This window comes from Serratia sp. 2880STDY5682894 (assembly GCF_001537385.1).
In the GTDB taxonomy this organism is placed as follows: Bacteria; Pseudomonadota; Gammaproteobacteria; order Enterobacterales; family Enterobacteriaceae; genus Serratia; species Serratia nevei.
Genome location: NZ_FCJA01000006.1, coordinates 65064 through 84511, shown reverse-complemented (window position 1 = coordinate 84511; position 19448 = coordinate 65064). Strand labels below are relative to the sequence as shown.

General features: G+C 62.0%; 15 protein-coding genes. 6 read left to right on the top strand and 9 right to left on the bottom strand.

All coding sequences use genetic code 11. The features are described from left to right. Positions 1-112: 112 nt before the first annotated feature. Positions 113-1876 carry a gamma-glutamyltransferase gene (ggt, locus tag AWX27_RS14775; protein ID WP_060423334.1) on the top strand — a complete coding sequence of 588 codons (1764 nt, stop codon included), beginning with the start codon at positions 113-115 and terminating at the stop codon, positions 1874-1876. A 53-nt stretch (positions 1877-1929) separates the two neighbouring features. Here ggt and malZ read toward each other — a convergent pair whose 3' ends face one another. Beyond that, positions 1930-3753, bottom strand: coding sequence for a maltodextrin glucosidase (gene malZ / locus AWX27_RS14770; RefSeq protein WP_060423330.1), 1824 nt, complete (start codon positions 3751-3753; stop codon positions 1930-1932). Between the two features lie 247 nt (positions 3754-4000). On the opposite strand from malZ, the gene AWX27_RS14765 reads away from it, so the two are divergent. Beyond that, entirely contained in the window at positions 4001-5257 is a 1257-nt protein-coding gene (locus AWX27_RS14765; protein WP_049270771.1) for a mechanosensitive ion channel family protein, read from the top strand. A 132-nt stretch (positions 5258-5389) separates the two neighbouring features. Beyond that, entirely contained in the window at positions 5390-5653 is a 264-nt protein-coding gene (locus AWX27_RS14760; RefSeq protein WP_060423326.1) for a hypothetical protein, read from the top strand. 32 nt (positions 5654-5685) lie between these two features. On the opposite strand, the gene proY is transcribed toward AWX27_RS14760, so the two are convergent. The 5 genes from proY to phoB form a co-directional block, all read right to left on the bottom strand. After that, entirely contained in the window at positions 5686-7092 is a 1407-nt protein-coding gene (proY, locus tag AWX27_RS14755) for a proline-specific permease ProY (protein WP_060423703.1), read from the bottom strand. A gap of 73 nt (positions 7093-7165) precedes the next feature. Further along, complete coding sequence (brnQ, locus tag AWX27_RS14750) at positions 7166-8482, bottom strand: branched-chain amino acid transport system II carrier protein (RefSeq protein ID WP_038873241.1); 1317 nt, start codon at positions 8480-8482, stop codon at positions 7166-7168. 485 nt (positions 8483-8967) lie between these two features. Beyond that, entirely contained in the window at positions 8968-9930 is a 963-nt protein-coding gene (locus AWX27_RS14745; protein WP_049199839.1) for a PstS family phosphate ABC transporter substrate-binding protein, read from the bottom strand. A gap of 14 nt (positions 9931-9944) precedes the next feature. After that, positions 9945-11261: a phosphate regulon sensor histidine kinase PhoR gene (gene phoR / locus AWX27_RS14740; RefSeq protein WP_004940434.1), complete on the bottom strand. Its 1317-nt coding sequence runs from the start codon at positions 11259-11261 to the stop codon at positions 9945-9947. Positions 11262-11285: 24 nt separating this feature from the next. Beyond that, on the bottom strand, positions 11286-11975 hold the full coding sequence (phoB, locus tag AWX27_RS14735; RefSeq protein WP_004940438.1) for a phosphate response regulator transcription factor PhoB: 690 nt from the start codon (positions 11973-11975) through the stop codon (positions 11286-11288). A 215-nt stretch (positions 11976-12190) separates the two neighbouring features. On the opposite strand from phoB, the gene sbcD reads away from it, so the two are divergent. From sbcD to licT, 3 genes are all read left to right on the top strand, one after another. Further along, entirely contained in the window at positions 12191-13423 is a 1233-nt protein-coding gene (gene sbcD / locus AWX27_RS14730) for an exonuclease subunit SbcD (RefSeq protein WP_060423322.1), read from the top strand. Then, positions 13420-16671, top strand: coding sequence for an exonuclease subunit SbcC (gene sbcC / locus AWX27_RS14725; protein WP_060423317.1), 3252 nt, complete (start codon positions 13420-13422; stop codon positions 16669-16671). The genes sbcD and sbcC overlap by 4 nt, the downstream gene beginning before the upstream one ends. A gap of 231 nt (positions 16672-16902) precedes the next feature. Next, positions 16903-17751, top strand: a complete 849-nt coding sequence (licT, locus tag AWX27_RS14720; RefSeq protein ID WP_049270780.1) for a BglG family transcription antiterminator LicT — start codon at positions 16903-16905, stop codon at positions 17749-17751. On the opposite strand, the gene AWX27_RS14715 is transcribed toward licT, so the two are convergent. The 3 genes from AWX27_RS14715 to mak form a co-directional block, all read right to left on the bottom strand. Then, positions 17748-18134, bottom strand: coding sequence for a type II toxin-antitoxin system VapC family toxin (locus AWX27_RS14715; protein WP_038873221.1), 387 nt, complete (start codon positions 18132-18134; stop codon positions 17748-17750). The two genes, licT and AWX27_RS14715, sit on opposite strands and share 4 nt — an antisense overlap. Then, entirely contained in the window at positions 18131-18364 is a 234-nt protein-coding gene (locus AWX27_RS14710; protein ID WP_049199831.1) for a type II toxin-antitoxin system Phd/YefM family antitoxin, read from the bottom strand. The genes AWX27_RS14715 and AWX27_RS14710 overlap by 4 nt, the downstream gene beginning before the upstream one ends. Before the next feature lie 102 nt (positions 18365-18466). Then, a complete protein-coding gene (mak, locus tag AWX27_RS14705) occupies positions 18467-19381 on the bottom strand; it encodes a fructokinase (protein ID WP_049199829.1) in 915 nt (304 codons plus the stop codon). Positions 19382-19448 lie beyond the last annotated feature (67 nt).

Below are 19448 nucleotides of genomic sequence, written 5' to 3'. Positions count from 1 at the left end.
GCCGCGCGCACGCCCATCTGCGGCTACTATCAATAACGCTGGCTCGCGCTTTGCAAGTGAACAGCGGCAAGCAAACACAACACAATAAAAAACTGACAGGGTAGGAATAACTATGTTTTTACAGAAATGGAGCAAACCCCTGACCATGGCGGCGCTGCTGGTCAGCGGCAGCCTGTATGCGGCATCCAACCCGGCGGTGGAAGCCAAAAACGGCATGGTGGTCACCTCGCAACACCTGGCCTCGCAGGTCGGCGTGGATATCCTGAAGATGGGTGGCAACGCCATCGACGCCGCCGTGGCGGTGGGCTATGCGCAGGCGGTGGTTAACCCCTGCTGCGGCAACATCGGCGGCGGCGGCTTTATGACCGTCCACCTGGCGGACGGCACCGACACCTTCATCAACTTCCGTGAAACCGCGCCGGCGGCGGCCAGCGCCAACATGTATCTGGATGCCGACGGCAAGGTAAAGAAAGACGCCAGCCTGTACGGCTATCTGGCGGCGGGCGTGCCGGGCACCGTGCTGGGGATGGAAACCGCGCGTGAGAAGTACGGCAAGCTGAGCCGCGAACAGGTGCTGGCGCCGGCTATCAGGCTGGCGCGCGAAGGCTTTGTGCTGACCCGCGCCGATACCGATATCCTCGACACCACCGTCGCACGCTTCAAACAGGATCCCGAGTCGGCCAAAATCTTCCTGCGCCCGGACGGCAGCCCGCTGCAGCCGGGGGACAAGCTGGTGCAAACCGATCTGGCCAATACGCTGGAAGCCATCGCCAAAGGAGGAACCGACGCCTTCTATAAAGGCAAGATCCCGCAGGCGGTGGAGGCGGCGGCCAAACAGAGCGGCGGCATCTTGACCGCCGCCGACTTCGCCAATTACAAGGTCACCGAAACGCCGCCGATTACCTGCAGCTATCGCGGCTACAAGTTCGTGTCGGCGCCGCCTCCCAGCTCCGGCGGCGTGACACTGTGCGAAATCCTCAACGTGGTGGAAGGCTACGACCTGAAAAGCATGGGCTTCAACTCGGCGGCGGCCATTCACACCATGACCGAAGCGATGCGTCATGCCTACATGGACCGCAACACCTACCTCGGCGACCCGGAATTCATCAAGAACCCGATCGACCGGCTGGTGAGCAAGAGCTACGCCGAGCAGATCCGCAAGAAAATCGTCGCGGACAAGGCCACGCCGTCGGAAAACGTGCAGCCCGGCATGGAACCGCATGAGAAGCCGGAAACCACCCACTATTCGATCGTCGACCATGACGGCAACGCGGTCTCCACCACCTATACCGTCAACGGCCGCTTCGGCGCCGTGGTGATCGCACCGGGCACCGGCTTCTTCCTCAACGACGAGATGGACGACTTTACGGTCAAAGTGGGCGAGAAAAACCTGTACGGACTGGTGCAGGGCACCGCCAACAGCATTGCCCCCGGTAAGCGCCCACTATCGTCGATGAGCCCGACGCTGGTGACCAAGGACAACAAGATCTTTATGGTACTGGGCTCGCCGGGCGGTTCGCGCATCATCACCATCACCCTGCAGACCGCGTTGAACGTGATCGACCACGGCATGGCGCCGCAGGAAGCGGTGGACGCACCGCGCATCCATCACCAATGGTTGCCGGATGAGGTGTACTACGAACAGCGCGGCGTTTCCGCTGATACGCTGAAGCTGCTGAGCGGCATGGGCTATAAGATGGTCGAGCAAACGCCGTGGGGCGCCGCCGAACTGATTCTGGTCGGTTTGCCGGGCGCGGCGGGCGTCAGCCCGGCCAACTCCGGCAACGACTCGGCGGTTTCCGGCAAGGTGCGCGAAGGCTATCTGTACGGCGCCAACGACGTGCGTCGCCCGGCAGGTTCTGCGGTCGGTTACTGATGTAAACGCCTACTCACTTTTATCGCGGGGGCCCTTTGGCCCCCGCAGTTGCTTTAGCCTTCGCAGCGCCACACGGTGGCCGACTCTTCCGCCAGCTGCAGGCGCAGCCCGCCTGCCGTTTCGCTCAACTCTCCCCGCCCTTCCACACGCCGCCACGGGCCGCGCGCCAACAGCGGGTTGTGCGGCAGCTGCGCCTGGCCGCTGCCGTCGCGCTGCAGCGCCACCAGCACCTGCTCCTGCTGATACAGGCGCACAAACACCAGCGTTTCTCCGCTGGCATACAGCACCTGACAGCCGCCGCGACGCAATGCCACGCTCTGTTTACGCAGCGCCGCCATGCGCTGGAACAGCGCCAACAGCGGCCGGTCCCAGTCGCCGACGTCCCACGGAAACGGCTTGCGGCAGAACGGATCGTTGCCGCCGTCCAGACCAATCTCATCGCCGTAGTAGAGACAAGGCACGCCAATCCAGCTCAGCAACCACACCGCCGCCATTTGCATGCGCGCCGCGTTCCCCTGCAACAGCGTGAGAAAACGCGCGGTATCGTGGCTGTCCAGCTGGTTGAACTGGATCAGCTGGCGGCCGTGCGGCAGCCCGGCGCGGTAACCGTCCATCCACTGCGCGCACCCGGCGGCGTCCAGCCGCACCGGGTGATAGGCCACGTCCAGCCCCGCCAAAAATGCCCGCACCGGCAGCGCGAACCCCATGTAGTTCATCGCCGCATCCTCCACGCCGGCGTGCAACCAGCGGCGCGCGTCGCCGAAGTGCTCGCCCAAGACGTAGGCCTGAGGGTTCTCCTGCTTCACCGCCTGATAGATGCCAGCCAGGTGATGCAGGTTGCCGGTGGCGCCGCCGTTCTCCCCCAGCATGTGCACCACGTCCAGCCGCCAACCGTCGATGCTGTACGGCGGGCGCAGCCAGTGGCGCACCACGCTGCCTTCTCCGCGATAGATCGCTTCCGCCACTTGCGGCTCGGCGAAGTTGAGCTTCGGCAGGCTGGCGTTGCCCTTCCAGTCGAGCGCGCGGCCGTCCGGGTAAAAGTTGAACCAGCCGCGATACGGTGAATCAGGGTGGTGACAGGCGCCGTTTTCGCCCTGGCGATGGCGGTCGAACCACGGATGCGAGTCGCCGGTGTGGTTGAATACCCCGTCCAGCACCAGTTTCATGCCCACCTTGTGAGTGCTCACTCGCAAACGCTGCAGCGCCGCGTTGCCGCCAAAGTGCGGATCGACCTGGTAATAGTCCTCGGTATCGTACTTATGCACGCTCGGCGCGGTAAAAATCGGGTTCAGATACAGCGCCGTCACGCCCAACTGCTGCAAATACGGCAGTTTGGCGCTGATGCCGTCCAGATCGCCGCCGTAAAAGGTCGAGGCGGCGTGGCGATCCTCCAACGGGTGCTGCCAGTCACGCCGAATCACCTCGGCGCCGGCCGCGTGATGGCGGTAACTGCCGCTTTGGATGCCGTGCTCGCCGCCGCTGCTGGCGAAGCGATCGGGGAAAATCTGGTAGAACAGCTGATCCGCCACCCACTCGGGGCCATGGTCGGGCTCGTCGACGGCGAACTGCGCCAGCTGGCCCGGCGGCGTTGGCGACCAGCCCTGCGGGCCGAACCACTGCTGGCGATCGGCCCACAGCAGCTTGAAGCAGTAACGCCGCGTCGGCTCGCCCTCATTCAGCGTCAGGCTGGCCTGGTAGCGCCGCATTCCCTCGTGGCGCTGCGCTTTCATCACCAGCAGCCACTCTTCGTTGTCCGGTTCGGCGCGCAAAAACACCCGTTCCGGCAGTTCATCCCCCTGTAACCACAGCGTGATATCCAAACGTTGCCCTTGCTTCACCACAAAAGGCGGGACCGGTTGATGCCAGGCGTTAAGCATACTGTTTCTCCTGCTGTACCAAACGAAATCGACGGCGTTCTTCAAGAAGCGAACAATGCCACGTTAAGTGCAACTCCCCCTCCTCTCTGGCCGCAAAACCCGGGGATGAGCCGGGGGGCGGAGACCGAAAAATAACGCTAACCCGATGTAAAAAAAGGTAAACAGGCACAAATCCTGCACGTTACCCCTTAGGCTAACGCGTTTTAAGTTTACAGGATATTTTTTGCGCATTTTTTAAGGAGCGGTAATGCAACAACAGATAACGCGCTGGCTGGAACAGTTTGGTTTGGAATTCGGCGGAGTGATGTCGCTGTTGATGGTATTGGGGTTGATTGTCCTGATCTCGGTCGCGATCCACCTGGTGCTGCACCGGGTGGTGCTGGCCGCCCTTCAGCGCCGTGGCCAGCAATCGCAGCGCGTCTGGCAACAGGCCATCACCCAATACAAACTGTTCCAGCGCGTGGCGCTGCTGCTGCAAGGGGTGATCATCAGCATCCAGGCGACGCTGTGGTTGCAGAGCGGCAGCCAGACCCAGGCGGTGATCGTCACCGCCGCGCAGGTGTGGATCCTCGCCTTCACCCTGCTGTCGCTGTTCTCGCTGCTGGATACGCTGCTGGCGCTGCTGCGCCAAAGCCCGATCTCCAATCAGCTGCCGCTGCGCGGCATTTTCCAGGGCCTGAAACTGGTGGCGGCGATCCTGATCGGCATCATGATCGTTTCGTTGCTGATGGGCAAATCGCCGCTGCTGCTGCTCAGCGGCCTGGGTGCCATGACCGCGGTCTTGATGTTGGTGTTCAAGGATCCGATCCTCGGGCTGGTGGCCGGCATTCAGCTCTCCGCCAACGATATGCTGAAGATCGGCGACTGGCTGGAAATGCCGAAATACGGCGCTGACGGTGCGGTCACCGACATCGGCCTGACCACGGTCAAAGTGCGTAACTGGGATAACACCGTCACCACCATTCCCACCTACGCGCTGATCTCCGACTCGTTCAAAAACTGGCGGTCGATGTCGGAATCCGGCGGGCGTCGCATCAAACGCAGCCTGAATATCGACACCGGCAGCGTGCACTTCCTGTCGGAAGAGGAACAGCGCCGCCTGCAGCGCAACCCGCTGCTGCACAGCTACCTGAACGTCAAGACCCAGGAGCTGAGCCAGCATAACCAGGAGATCGCCGTCGATCTAGCCTCGCCGCTCAACGGCCGCCGCCTGACCAACCTCGGCACGCTGCGCGCCTATCTGGAAGCCTATCTGCGCGCTCACCCGCGCATTCACCAGAACATGACGCTGATGGTGCGCCAGCTGGCGCCGACGCCGGAAGGCCTGCCGCTGGAAATCTACGCCTTCACCAACACCACGGTCTGGGCGGAGTATGAAAGCATTCAGGCGGATATTTTCGACCATATTCTGGCGGTGATCGACGAGTTCGGCCTGCGCGTGCATCAAACGCCAACCGGCAATGACCTGCGCGGCATGCTGCTACAAAACGCGAACGCTTCCTGACGTCGGCTGACGTAACTGTGTCTGCTGGTAATGATGTTCTTTCAATTGCCAGCAGATATCTCCATCCCCTTCTTTTCCCCGGCGAAAACGGCGTTAATGCGCCATCACCTTCACCACCGAGAGGGAAAGCCCTTGCTGAAACGGTTACGTCATCGGCTGTTTACCCTGATGGCCACCCTGCTGTTTATCGGCTGCCTGCACAGCGCTTCGCTGGACGAAAGCCGCATGCCCCGCAATCTGCAACCTTCGCTGAGCGTCCTCAGCAGCAATATGCAGGACATTCGCGAAGTGCTGGCGCGCTGCGCCGGCGAGGAAGAGGAAGAACGCCTTAACGGCGGCGACATGCGTATCGAAGCGCGCGCCGCCGGGGAGGATGAAGTGGAAGACAAACGCTAAAAAAACACCGGCCTTAGCCGGTGTTTTTCCATTTAGTCTTGCTGCGTCGCCAGCGGCGCGCGTTTTTTCTGATGGTTGACCTTGAAGCAGTATCCCGCCAGCAGCAATACCACCCAGACCAGGCCGGCGTACAGCGAGACGCGCGTGGTCGGGAAGTAGCCGATCAGGCCGATGATGAACACCAGGAACACGATCGCCACCACCGAGGTGAACACCCCACCGCGCAGCGGGAACGCCAGCTGCTTCACCTGCTCTTTGCTCAGGCTGCGGCGGAAGGCGATTTGGGAGAACAGGATCATGATCCACACCCACACGGTGGCGAAGGTCGCCAGGGACGCGATCACCAGGAACACGCTCTCCGGCATGATGTAGTTGAGATATACCGCCAGCAGCAGCGCCAGCATCATCACCACCACCGTCACCCAGGGAATGCCGCGCTTCGACACCTTGCTGAACATCTTCGGCGCGTGGCCCTGCTCGGCCATGCCGTGCAGCATGCGGCCGACGCCGAACACGTCGCTGTTGATCGCCGACAGCGAAGCGGTGATCACCACGAAGTTGAGAATGCCCGCCGCCACGGTGATGCCCATATGCTGGAAGGTCAGCACGAACGGGCTGCCGTTGGTGCCCACCTGGTTCCACGGGTAGATAGACATAATGACGAACAGCGTGCCGACGTAGAACACCAGAATGCGCCACGGCACCGAGTTGATGGCTTTGGGAATCGATTTTTTCGGATCTTTGGCTTCGCCGGCGGTGATGCCGATGATTTCAATGCCGCCGTAAGCGAACATCACCAGCTGCAGCGACAGGATCATGCCGATAAAGCCGTTGCTGAAGAAGCCGCCGTTCGACCACAGGTTATGAATGCCGGTCGGTTGCCCGCCGTTGCCGATGCCCCAGATGATGATGCCGATGCCGGCCGCGATCATGATGATGATGGTGGCGACCTTGAAGAACGAGAACCAGAACTCCAGCTCGCCGAATACCTTGACGCTCATCAGGTTGATGGCGCCGATGATCAGCACCACGCTCAGCACCCAGATCCAGTGCGGCACTTCCGGGAACCAGACCCCCATATAGATGCCGAAGGCGGTCACGTCGGCGATGGCGACGATCAGAATTTCAAAGCAGTAGGTCCAGCCGGTGATGTAACCCGCCATCGGGCCGAGGTAGTCCTGCGCGTAGCGGGAAAACGAGCTGGCCTGCGGGTTGTTGACCGACATCTCCCCCAGTGCGCGCATGATGATAAAGGCCACGATGCCGCCGATCAGGTAAGCCAGCAGCACGCTCGGGCCGGCCATTTTGATGGCGTCCGCCGAGCCGTAGAACAACCCGGTGCCGATGGCCGATCCCAGCGCCATAAAGCGGATATGACGCGTACTGAGGCCGCGTTTCAGCTTATTGTCGGGGGCAGTGGTGGGTGACTGTTGTTGCATGAAGATGACCCATAGTTTTAAACGTAAAAAAGCCACGGACATGTCCGTGGCCCTGGATTAAGCCGGGGAATTATCAGTGCGCGGTCACTTGGGAACGCGTGCACACCCGATCATAAATCGCGACCAGCACCAGCATCAGCAGCGAAGGCGGCAACCATGCCAACCCCTGCTCCGCCAGCGGCAGGTGAGTGGTCCAGGCCGGCAGCAGCTGCTGGAAACTGGAGGCTTTCACCGCGTCAAGGATACCAAACAACAGGCTGACAAGCATCACCGGCGCGATGATGCGCGGCGCGCTGTGCCACCAACGCAGGGTGAAGCTCAGCACCACCAGCACGATGCACGGCGGATAAATCGCGGTCAGCACCGGAATGGAGATCTGGATCAGGTGGCTCAGGCCGAGGTTGGACACCACCATCGAGAACAGGCCCAGGATAAATACCAGCGTCTTGTACGAGAACGGCAGGTATTGCGCGAAGAACTCGGCGCAGGCGCAGGTCAGGCCGACTGCGGTCACCATACAGGCGATGAAGATCAGCGCCGCCAGGAAGAAGCTGCCCAGGCCGCCGAAGGTGTTCTGAACGTAAGCGTGCAGGATCACCGCACCGTTGGTGGCGTCAGGCACCAGCGCGCCGCTGCCGGAGCCCAGCTTGAACAGGCTCAGGTAAACCAGCGTCAGGCCCACGCCGGCGATCAAACCGGCCAGAATGGTGTAACGGGTCAACAGACCGGCGTCTTTCACGCCGCGCGAGCGCGCCGCGTTGACGATAACGATGCCGAATACCAGCGCACCCAGCGTATCCATGGTCAGATAGCCGTTAACGAAGCCGGAGGAGAAAGGCACGCTCTGGTAAGCCGCCGTCGCCGGAATCGGCGCGCCGGCAGGCCACAGCAGCGCGGCGATGCCCAATACGGCCAGCGCCACAATCTTCAGCGGTGCCAGCACGTGGCCGACGGTGTCGAGCAAGCGGCCCGGATACAGGGAGATGCCGATCACCAGCGCGAAGTACACCAGGCTGTAGATGAACAGCGGCATGGCGCCGTCGCCGGTCAGCGGGGCGATACCCACTTCAAAGGACACGGTGGCGGTACGCGGCGTGGCGAACAGCGGACCGACGGCCAGGTAGCAGACGGTCGCCAGCAGCAGGCCGGCGCCACGGCCGATCGGTGAGCTGAGGGCGTCGATGCCGCCGCCGACGCGCGCCAGCGCGATGACGGTGATGACCGGCAGACCGACGGCGGTGATCAGGAAGCCCAGCGCCGCGGTCCAGACGTGTTCACCGGACTGCAAGCCGACCATCGGCGGGAAGATGATGTTCCCGGCCCCGACGAATAAGGCAAAGGTCATAAAGCCCAGTGCCAGGATATCTTTTGACGTTAAACGATGACTCATACGATGTCGTGTTGCCTGTTCAAATGAAAAATAGTGTCCGATAGCGTGGTGGCGTGACGCCCCACCCGGTTGCCGGCATGCCCGATCGTTGCAGCGCCAAATAAGCACCCTAAACGCAATAGATCCGGCGTTTATGTCCCTATTCGAAAGTGGCCGCTCATGAAGATGGGCAAAATTTTAGGAGTTATAAAAATGGAGGTTTAATCCGACAACGAAGGCTAAGGTAAACGTTTATAGCGCTTCAAGGCAAGGCGCACGGCGAAAAGCAGAGCTATCGACCATATAAACTTTTGCCACCAGTCGATCATATTGGCTATCAATAAATATACACTACATGATTTGTATCATTTTTGAACAACAGATTCACGAAACGTGAAGCATATATCACTTTACCGCGCGAAAACGCCAATAAATGCCCGGTTTTCGCGTGGCATAAGCTCCGTTTGGCCGTGAAAAAAGGCGAAAATTACGCCGCTTTTTGCCGCTTATTGCACCGTAGCCGACGCGAGCGGCTGCAAGCCGAGCGCCTGGCGGGTCTTCTGCAGGGCGGCCGGCGGCAGCGGCAGATAGCCGTCGTGATTGACCAGGCTCTGCCCTGCGGTCGACAGCACGCGGTCGAGGAACGCGGCGGTCAGCGGCTCGAGCGGTTGATTGGGGGCTTTGTTGATATAGATATAGAGATAGCGCGACAGCGGGTAGCGATCGTTGCGCACGTTGGCGGCGGTAGGTGCGACATAGTCCTCTCCCGACTCCGCCAACGGCAGCAGCCGCACGCCGCTGGCGCGAAAGCCGATGCTGGCATAGCCGATGCCGTTGAGCGAACCGGCCACCGCCTGCACCACCGAGGCAGAGCCGGGCAGCTCATTGACGCGCGGCATAAAATCGCCGCCGCACAGCGCGCGCAGTTTGAAATAGCCGTAGGTGCCCGAAGCCGAGTTGCGGCCGAAGCGCTGCAGCGAGCGCGTCGCCCAATCGCCGCTGAGCCCCAGCTCGCCCCAGCGCGTCAGCGGTTTGCTCTCACCGCAGCGCCGGGTGGCGGAGAAAATGCGATCGAGCTGCTGCAGATTGAGGCCGCGCAGCGGGTTGTCCTGATGCACCAACACCACCAGCGCATCCACCGCCACCGGCACCGCCAGCGGCGCATAGCCGTAACGGTGTTCGAACGCCGAAACCTCAGCCGCCTTCATCGGCCGGCTCATCGGGCCCAGCTGCGCGGCGCCCGCCGCCAACGCGGTCGGCGCGGTCGACGAGCCGGCGGCCTGGATCTGCAGGTTAACGTTGGGGTAATGCCGGCTGAAATCCTGCGCCCACAACGCCATCAGATTCGCCAGGGTGTCGGAGCCGACGCTGGACAGGTTGCCCGCCAACATGCCATCGGGCTGCGCCAGCGCGCCGCGTCCGGCCAGCAGCGCCAGGCAAAGCAACAGCCCTCGGGTTATTCGGGTCATACCGGTGTCTCGCGTTAATTTTTCACCGCATTCTCTGATAAAGCGGCGGGAACAATCAACCGGTTGGGTAAGGTAAAGATAAAGCGCGTGCCGATCCCCGGCTCGCTGAGGATCTCCAGCCGCGCGTCGTGATGGCTGAGCGCGTGTTTGACGATCGCCAGCCCCAGCCCGCTGCCGCCGGTTTGGCGCGAACGGGCCTTGTCGACGCGGTAAAAACGCTCGGTCAGGCGCGGAAGGTGTTCGGCGGCGATGCCCGGCCCGTTGTCGCTGACCTGGAACTGCGCGCCGTGCGCCGTCTGCTGCCAGCTCACTTCGATATGGGTGCCCTTCGGCGTGTGGTTGACCGCGTTGTACACCAGGTTAGACACCGCGCTGCGCAACTGGTCTTCATTACCGAACACGTTGAGCTGTTCGTTCACCCGGAAGGTGATCTCGTGATTGCCGCCGCTCAGCGACTGCGCCTCGCGCTGCAACACCCGCAGCATCAGCGGGATATCCACCCGCTCGTTCATGTCGACATTGGGCGCCGCCTCAATGCGCGACAGCGTCAGCAGCTGCTTGACCAACCCGTCCATCCGACGGGTCTGCTCTTGCATGGTGCTGAGTGCCTTGCTGCGCAGCGAGCCGTCCTGCTCTTCATCGCCCATCATCTCCAGGTAGCCCTGCAGCACCGTCAGCGGCGTGCGCAGCTCATGGCTGACGTTGGCGAAGAAGTTGCGCCGCGCGCCCTCCAGCTGGCGCATCTGGGTGACGTCGCGCGCCACCATCAGCAGCTGCCCTTCGGAGTAAGGCATTACGCGGAATTCGACGTAGTGTTCGTTGTTCAGCTGCAGCGTCAGCGGGCGCGAGAACTCCTGCTGCTGCAGGTAGTGGCTGAATTCCGGATAGCGCAGCAGGTTGAGGATGTGCTGGCCGTTGTCTTCCGGCCAGCGGAAGCCGAGCAGATGCTGCGCCAGCCCATTACACCAGAAGATATTGCCTTCGACGGTGGTCATCACCACCGCATCAGGCAGCGATTCGGCCCCGCTGCGAAAGCGCTTGATCAGCAGCGCCAGCTCGCGCCGGCGGCGGCGATTGCGCTGCTGCATCTGATACAGGCCATAGAACAGCGGCTCCCAGCTCCAGCGGCCGGGCGGCGGCGTCATGCTGCGGTCGATCCACAGCCAATGGGAGAGTTTGAGCTGGTTGTAGAAATTCCACACCAGCGCAGCCAGCGCGGAGGCCAGCAGGAACCAAGGCAGATAACCGAAAATCAGCCCCAGCAGTAAGGCGGGCAGACAAAAAAGAGCCAGCTCCAGAGCCAGCCTCTTCCACGACAGACGTTCTAACACGGCATATTCTCCAGCGCGGCGCGATCAGTAGCGCGTTGAGAACCGGTAGCCGGTGCCCCGAACGGTTTGAACCATTTTATCATGCCCACTGGTTTCTAACGCCTTGCGGAGCCGACGGATATGCACGTCAACGGTACGGTCTTCCACATAAACGTTAGTGCCCCAGACGTGATTAAGCAACTGCTCACGGCTATAAACCCGCTCTGGGTGGGTCATAAAGAAGTGCAGCAGCTTGAACTCGGTCGGCCCCATGTCCAACGCCTGATCGTTAGCCATCACGCGGTGGGAGGACGGATCCAGGCTCAGCCCTTGCATTTCAATCACTTCTTCCACCGCCATCGGTGAAATGCGGCGCATGACCGCCTTGATGCGCGCCACCAGCTCCTTGGGCGAGAACGGCTTGGTGATATAATCATCCGCCCCCACTTCCAGGCCGCGCACGCGGTCTTCCTCTTCGCCGCGCGCGGTCAGCATCATGACCGGAATATCGCGGGTCAGCGCTTCGCGCTTCATATGTTTGATAAACTGAATGCCGGAACCGCCGGGCAACATCCAGTCGAGCAACACCAAATCAGGGAACGGCTCAGACAGGCGCGTCACGGCGCTGTCATAATCCTCGGCTTCCAACGGTTGGTAACCATTCTGTTCCAACACAAAGCACACCATCTCACGGATCGGCGCTTCGTCTTCCACCACCAGTATGCGTCTTGCCATCGTCAATCCTGCCAATGTGTTAGCGACTTTGCGGGCGCCATTATGCGTCAGTTTTGTGACACTTTTATGAAAAAAAGCGGCTGTTATAGGCAGTAAGCATAGCGATTATTTCCCGGTGCAAAGAAAAATCATTCCGTAGTCGTCGCCATTGCGCCGGGACAGGCGCCGCCGCGGCCTTTATAATCATCGCCATTACCTTTGCATCCGGGAGTGTCATGCGCCTGATCCACACCTCTGACTGGCATCTTGGCCAGTACTTTTTCACCAAAAGCCGCGCCGCCGAGCACCAGGCTTTTCTGAACTGGCTGATCGAACAGATCGAGCAGCAGCAGGTGGATGCGCTGATCGTCGCCGGGGACCTGTTCGATACCGGCTCGCCGCCCAGCTACGCCCGCGAGCTGTACAACCGCTTCGTGGTGGAACTGCAGCGCACCGGCTGCCAACTGGTGGTGTTGGGCGGCAACCACGACTCGGTAGCGACGCTGAACGAATCGCGGGAACTGCTCTCTTGCCTGAACACCACGGTGATCGCGAGTGCGCAGGGCTCCCTTGAGCAGCAGATCGTGGTGCTTAACCGGCGCGACGGCCAGCCGGGCGCCGTGCTGTGCGCCATTCCTTTTCTGCGGCCGCGCGATCTGCTCACCAGCCGCGCCGGCGAATCCGGCGCGCAGAAACAGCAGGCGCTGCAGGAAGCCATTGCCGAACATTACCAGACGCTGTATCAGGCGGCCTGCGAACGCCGCGAGCAGTTGGGCCTGCCGCTGCCGATCGTCGCCACCGGCCACCTGACCACCGTCGGCGTCACCACCTCCGACTCGGTGCGCGACATCTATATCGGCACCCTGGACGCCTTCCCGGCGCAGGCCTTCCCCCCTGCCGATTACATCGCGCTGGGCCACATTCACCGCGCGCAGAACGTCGCCAAGTCGGAACATATTCGCTATAGCGGCTCACCGATTCCGCTCAGCTTCGATGAACTGGGCAAAGCCAAAAGCGTCTTCCTGGTGGATTTCACCGACGGTGCCCTGCAGCAGGTAGAAGCGTTAACGATCCCGCAGTTCCAGCCCATGCAGCTGATCAAAGGCGATCTGGCCGAGATCGAACGGCAGCTGCAGCAATTTTCCGACTATGCCGGCGAGCTGCCGGTGTGGCTGGATATCGAAGTGGCGACGCAGGACTACCTCAGCGATATCCAGCGCCGTATCCAGCTGATGGCGGATGAACTGCCGGTGGAAGTGGTGCTGCTGCGGCGCAGCAAGGAGCAACGCCGCCAGGCGATCGCGCAGCAGGACAAGGAAACGCTGAACGAGCTGAGCGTCAACGAGGTGTTCGAACGGCGCCTGGCGCAGGAGGCCGACATGCCCGAAGCGCGCCAACGGCGGATGCATCAACTGTTCCGTCAGGTGGTCGATGCGGTGCAGCACAATCCTGAGGAGACCCACCCATGAAGATCCTCAGCCTGCGGTTAAAAAACCTCAACTCGCTGCAGGGCGAGTGGAAAATTGACTTCACCGCCGAGCCGTTCGCCAGCAACGGCCTGTTCGCCATTACCGGCCCGACCGGCGCGGGCAAAACCACCCTGCTGGACGCCATCTGCCTGGCGCTGTACCACCAGACGCCGCGTCTCAACGTCACGCCGAGCCAGAATGAACTGATGACCCGCCACACCGCCGAATCGCTGGCGGAGGTCGAATTCGAGGTCAAGGGCGTCGGCTATCGCGCCTTCTGGAGCCAGCGCCGCGCCAAAAACGCGCCGGACGGCAATCTGCAGGCGCCGAAGGTCGAACTGGCGCGGCGCGAGGACGGCAAGATCCTGGCAGATAAAGTGCGCGATAAGCTGGAGATCACCGCCGCCATCACCGGGCTGGACTTCGGCCGCTTCACCAAATCGATGATGCTGTCTCAGGGGCAGTTCGCCGCGTTCCTCAACGCCGACGCCAACGATCGCGCCGAGCTGTTGGAAGAGCTGACCGGCACCGAAATCTACGGGCGGCTGTCCGAACAGGTATTCGAATCCCACAAGCAGGCCAAAACCGACCTGGATGCATTGCACCAGCGCGCCAGCGGCATCGAGCTGCTGAACGATGAACAGCGCCACTCCCTGACTGAACGGCTGACGGCGCTGAGCGCGCAGGAAAGCGCTCTCGGCAAGCAAACCCAGCAACAGCAACAGGCGCTGAGCTGGCTACAGCAATGGCAGCGCCTCCAGCAACAGCAAAACGAGGGGCAACGGCGGCTGGAAACCGCCCAGCGCGAGCAGGCCGAGGCCGCCCCGCAGCTGCAGCGGCTGGCGCTGAGCGAACCGGCCGAGAAATTGCGGCCGCTGCGCGGCGAACGCGATCGCTGCCGCGCCGAGCTGCAGACGATACAACAGCAGGCAGCCCAGCTGACGCAGCAACAGGAGCAACACTCGGCGCAGCTGGCGCCGCTGCAGCAGGCGGTGGAAAAGGCCCGTCTGGCGCAGCAAGCCCATGCCGAGCATATGCGGCAGCAGCAACAGCTGATCGATGACCAGGTCGCCCCGCTCGACCATCAGATCGCCCAACTGCAGTCGACGCAGGCCGAGCGGCGACAGGCCGGCGATGCCGCCACGCAGCAGTGCGCCCAGCAGCAGACCGCACTGGAGCAGCTCACCGCCCAGCGCAGCCAGCTGACGGCGCAGGCCGCACAGCATCAGCGGCAGCTGAACGCGCTGACCGAAGCGCTGGCCGCTCAACGGCAACGGCAGCAGGCGCTGGAGGCGCAAACCCCGCTGGCCCCGCTGCGCCAGCGCCTGAGCGCCCTGACGGATCTGCGCCCGACGCGCCAGCAGTTATTCACGCTCGCTTCCCTTTACCGTCAGACCCGCGAGCGTCTGGCCCGGCAACAGGCGGAGCACGCCGAGCGGCAAACGCAGCTCGCCGGGCTGCAACACCAGCTGGAGAACGCGCGTCAGCAATTCAAACAGCACAAGGCGCAGCTGCAGGAAGTGGAGCGGATCCACGAGCTGGAAAAACGCATCGTCAGCCTGGAAGCGGAGCGCGCCCTGTTGCAGAGCGGCGCACCCTGCCCGCTGTGCGGCTCCACCAGCCATCCGGCGGTGGAGCAATATCAGGCGGTGCAGCCTTCGGCGACGGAACAACGCTTGGTTGAGATGCGCACCCTCGCCGAGAAACTGCAAACCCAGGGCACCGAGCTGCGCACCCGCTGTGAAGGCCTGCAAGAGCAGCAGCAACGCCAGCAGCAGGCTATCGCGCAGGATGAGCAGCAGCTGGCTGCCCAACAGCAGCAATGGCAGCAGCTCAGCGCGCCGCTGGCATTCGACTTTACCCTGGCGGAGGGCGAGCAACTCAGCGCCTGGCTGAGCGGCTGCGACGACGAAGAGCGGCGCGGGCAGCACGCGCTGCAGCAGCATGAACAGGCGGCGCAGGCGGTACAACAGGCAAAAGACGCGCTCGCCGCTCTGCAAACGCAGCAGCAGCAGGCGCAGCAACAGCTGGCGCTGCTCGAAGAGCGCTTTACGCTGCTGCAGAAAACCCACGCCGACAGCCTACAACAGCAGCAAGACCTGCTTCAACGCTGGCAGGAAGGCGAGAAGACCCTCGCCGAGCGGCGCGCGCAGCGGCTGGCGCTGTTCGGCGAACAGCGAGTCGCCGAGGTGCGGGAACAGCTGCGCGCCAAACAAACCGCCTGTGAACAGGCCAGCTTGCAGGCCGCCGAGCAGTGGCAAAAGGCGCAGGAACTGCGCGAGCGCCTGGCCGGCCAGCAGGCCGGGTTGCAACAACAGCACACCCAAATGCAGGAACGGCTGCAGCAGGCGGAGCAGCAATGGCAGCAGGCGCTGGCCGACAGCGAATTCGCCGATGAAACTGCCTTCGCCGCCGCGCTGCTGGACGACGCCCTGCGCCGCGAATTGCAGCAGCGCAAAGAGCAGCTGCAGCAGCGGCAGGTAGAGGCTGCGGCCCTGCTGGCTCAGGCAACGCAAACGCTGGAGCAGCATCGGCAGAACCGCCCGGAAGGGACGGATGAGGCCAACGCGGATCTCGACGCGCTCACCCAATCGCTGGCCGAGCTGGCACAGCAGTTGAAGGCACTGCAGCTGAGCCAGGGCGAGCTGCGCAACCAGCTGGAAAGCGACGCCGCCCGCCGTCTCAATCAACAGGCGCTGTTCGAGCAAATCGCCCGCAGCCAGCAAGACTACGACGACTGGAGCTACCTCAACCAGCTGATCGGCTCGAAAGAAGGCGACAAGTTCCGCCGCTTCGCGCAGGGGCTGACGCTCGATCATCTGGTTTATCTGGCCAACCTTCAGCTCGGCCGGCTGCACGGGCGCTACCTGCTGCAGCGCAAAACCAGCGACGCGCTGGAGCTGCAGGTGGTGGACACCTGGCAGGCCGACGCGCTGCGCGATACCCGTACCCTGTCCGGCGGCGAGAGCTTCCTGGTCAGCCTGGCGCTGGCGCTGGCGTTGTCCGATCTGGTCAGCCACAAAACCAGCATCGACTCGCTGTTCCTCGACGAAGGCTTCGGCACGCTGGACGCCGAAACCCTCGATACCGCGCTGGACGCGCTGGACAGCCTGAATGCTTCCGGTAAAACCATTGGCGTGATCAGCCACGTCGAGGCGATGAAAGAGCGCATTCCGGTGCAGATCAAAGTGAAAAAGGTCAACGGGCTCGGCGTCAGCCGGCTGGAGGCGCACTTCAGGCTGGAATGATCCCGCCGTGCGCGGCACAGAAGTGTGACCGCGGCGGCACTCCGCGGTGAAAAGCGTTGAGCCGCGGCGAGCACGGGTTATTATGCAGGCATAACAGGATTGTTACTGTATCCCCTCCGCCGCTCAGGCCGCAGGACAGAAACATAAAATACAGGCAAAACCTGACGCCCGGGATCGCTTCCGGGCGTCAGGTTTTTTCGTTTTCAGGATGCTGAAACACCGGGAAAGACCATGAAAATCGCTAAAATACTCAATAATAACGTGGTGATTACGCTGGACGACCGTCAGGAAGAGACGGTGGTAATGGGAAAAGGAATCGGCTTTAAAAAGAAGCCCGGCGACACGCTGGACGAAAGCCTGATCGAAAAGGTGTTCACCCATAACGGCGGCGAAATCGCCGAGCGCTATAAAGAGCTGCTCTCCGAGATCCCGCTAGCCTGCGTCACCACCGCCGACAGGATTATTACCCTCGCCCGCGAACGGCTGCCGGGCAAGTTGCACAACATCGTCTACATCACGCTGACCGATCATATCCACTTCGCCCTGCAGCGCCATGCGGAAGGGTTGGATATCAAAAATGCGTTGCTGTGGGAGATTAAAAAGCTCTATCCGGCCGAGTTCGCCGTCGGCCTGGAGGCGCTGGCCCTGATCGCCCAACGGCTGGATACCGCGTTGCCGGAAGACGAAGCCGGATTTATCGCCCTGCACCTGGTCAACGCCCAGCTTAACGACGAGATGCACAATACGCTGCACATCACCCGCGTGATGCAAGAGATCCTCAACCTGGTCAAATACCACTTCCGCTTTGATTACAACGAGGAAGCCCTGAGCTACCACCGTTTCGTCACCCATTTGAAATTCTTCGCCCAGCGCCTGCTGGGGAAAAACTACGTCGACAGCGACGACGACTCACTGTATCAGGTGGTGAAAGAGAAATACCGTGAGTCATTCGCCTGCGCCGGCAAGATCAACCGCCACATCGAAAAGCACTATCAGCATCAGCTCACCACGGAAGAGATGATGTTCCTGACCATTCATATCGAACGAGTGCGCAGCGAAAGCGAGGAAAAACCGGCTTAACGGCGGGCGTCCGCCACCCGCACGCCGTACTGCGGAAACACCGCGTCGGCGGAGATCAGCGTCAGCCCTTCGGCCTGCGCCTGTGCGATCAGCATGCGATCGAAAGGATCCTGATGATAGGGCGGCAGTTGCCCGGCCTGTTGGCAGTGAAAGGCGTCCATCGGCAGCGCCAGAAAATCTTCGGCCTCGATGATCGCAAAGATGTCTTCCGGCAGCGCCAGCTTGCCCAGCGCCTGTTTGATCGAGATCTCCCAAATGCTGGCCGCGCTGACGTACACCGCATTGCCCGGATCGGCGATCTGCCTTTTGGCGTTCGCGCCCAAGCAGGCGTCATCAATCAGCCACCACAGCAATGTGTGGGTATCCAGCAGCAGACGCTTCATTCATCGCCCTCAAACAGCGCCGCAATGGCCGCATCCCCCGCGTTGAAATCCGCCGGCACGGTGAACTTGCCCTTGGCGGCACCGGGGCGGCGCGCTTCGCCCTGGATGGCGACCAGCTGTACGTACGGCTTCCCTGCTTTTGCAATAATCACGGTTTCTCCCTCCGCGGCTCTGTCCGCCAGCTGGCTCAGATTGGATTTGGCTTCGTGCATATTGGCCTGAATTGCCATACGCGTCCTCCTTAGCTAAGTTAGCTAAAGCATAAAGCGCCGTCCAGTTTTTGTACAGGGAGTCGTTTAAAGCGCGAGCAGTCTCGCGCTTTGTTGCAACGCTTAGCGCTGCTGTTGCGGCCACAGCCAGGCCGCACCGCGTACGCCGCTGGAGTCGCCGTGCACCGCCTTGCGGATCGGCGTTTCACACTCGCCGCCAAATACCCAACCTTTCACCCTTTCAGGCACCGTGCGGTACAGGCGATCCACGTTGCTCATGCCGCCGCCGAGCACCACCACGTCCGGATCCAGAATGTTGATCACGTGCGCCAACGCTTTCGCCAGCCGCATTTCGTAGCGAACGATCGCCTGCTCCGCCAGCGCATCGCCCCGCTCGCTCAGCGCCATGATCTCGTGCCCTTGCAGCGCGTTGCCGCTCAGGCGCGCATAGTCGGTGGCGAAACCGGTGCCGGAAATAAAGGTTTCGATGCAGCCCGGCTTGCCGCAGTAGCACGGCACTTCGCGGGCGTAACGCAGCTCATCGTCATCCTGCCACGGCAGCGGATTGTGGCCCCATTCGCCGGCGATGCCGTTGCCGCCGGAATGCGCCTGGCCGTTCAGCGCCACGCCGGCGCCGCAGCCGGTGCCGATAATGACCGCAAACACGGTTTGCGCGCCGGCGCCTGCGCCGTCGGTAGCTTCCGACACCGCCAGGCAGTTGGCGTCGTTGGCGATACGCACCTCGCGCGCCAACAGCGCCGACAGATCCTTGTCCAACGGTTGGCCGTTGAGCCATACCGAGTTGGCGTTTTTCACCCGCCCGGTAAACGGCGACAGCGTGCCGGGAATGCCGATCCCGACCGATCCCTGTTCGCCGGTATGATCTTCCGCCAGTTTCACCAGCCCGGCGATCGCCGCCAGGGTTTGCCCGTAATCATGGCGCGGCGTGGCGATACGATGGCGAAACAACTCCCGCCCGTCGTCCGCCAACGCAATCACTTCAATTTTTGTCCCGCCCAAATCGATGCCAATGCGCACGTTTTTTTCTCCTCGATGCAGCGCAGCGTTGCCACAGCCTAATGTAAGCGCGCGGATGAATCACCTG

Coding starts and splice junctions, on each gene's coding strand:
- ggt (WP_060423334.1), top strand. CDS start 113: ATGTTTTTACAGAAATGGAGCAAACCCCTGACCATGGCGGCGCTGCTG.
- malZ (WP_060423330.1), bottom strand. CDS start 3,753: ATGCTTAACGCCTGGCATCAACCGGTCCCGCCTTTTGTGGTGAAGCAA.
- AWX27_RS14765 (WP_049270771.1), top strand. CDS start 4,001: ATGCAACAACAGATAACGCGCTGGCTGGAACAGTTTGGTTTGGAATTC.
- proY (WP_060423703.1), bottom strand. CDS start 7,092: ATGCAACAACAGTCACCCACCACTGCCCCCGACAATAAGCTGAAACGC.
- brnQ (WP_038873241.1), bottom strand. CDS start 8,482: ATGAGTCATCGTTTAACGTCAAAAGATATCCTGGCACTGGGCTTTATG.
- AWX27_RS14745 (WP_049199839.1), bottom strand. CDS start 9,930: ATGACCCGAATAACCCGAGGGCTGTTGCTTTGCCTGGCGCTGCTGGCC.
- phoB (WP_004940438.1), bottom strand. CDS start 11,975: ATGGCAAGACGCATACTGGTGGTGGAAGACGAAGCGCCGATCCGTGAG.
- sbcD (WP_060423322.1), top strand. CDS start 12,191: ATGCGCCTGATCCACACCTCTGACTGGCATCTTGGCCAGTACTTTTTC.
- sbcC (WP_060423317.1), top strand. CDS start 13,420: ATGAAGATCCTCAGCCTGCGGTTAAAAAACCTCAACTCGCTGCAGGGC.
- licT (WP_049270780.1), top strand. CDS start 16,903: ATGAAAATCGCTAAAATACTCAATAATAACGTGGTGATTACGCTGGAC.
- AWX27_RS14715 (WP_038873221.1), bottom strand. CDS start 18,134: ATGAAGCGTCTGCTGCTGGATACCCACACATTGCTGTGGTGGCTGATT.
- AWX27_RS14710 (WP_049199831.1), bottom strand. CDS start 18,364: ATGGCAATTCAGGCCAATATGCACGAAGCCAAATCCAATCTGAGCCAG.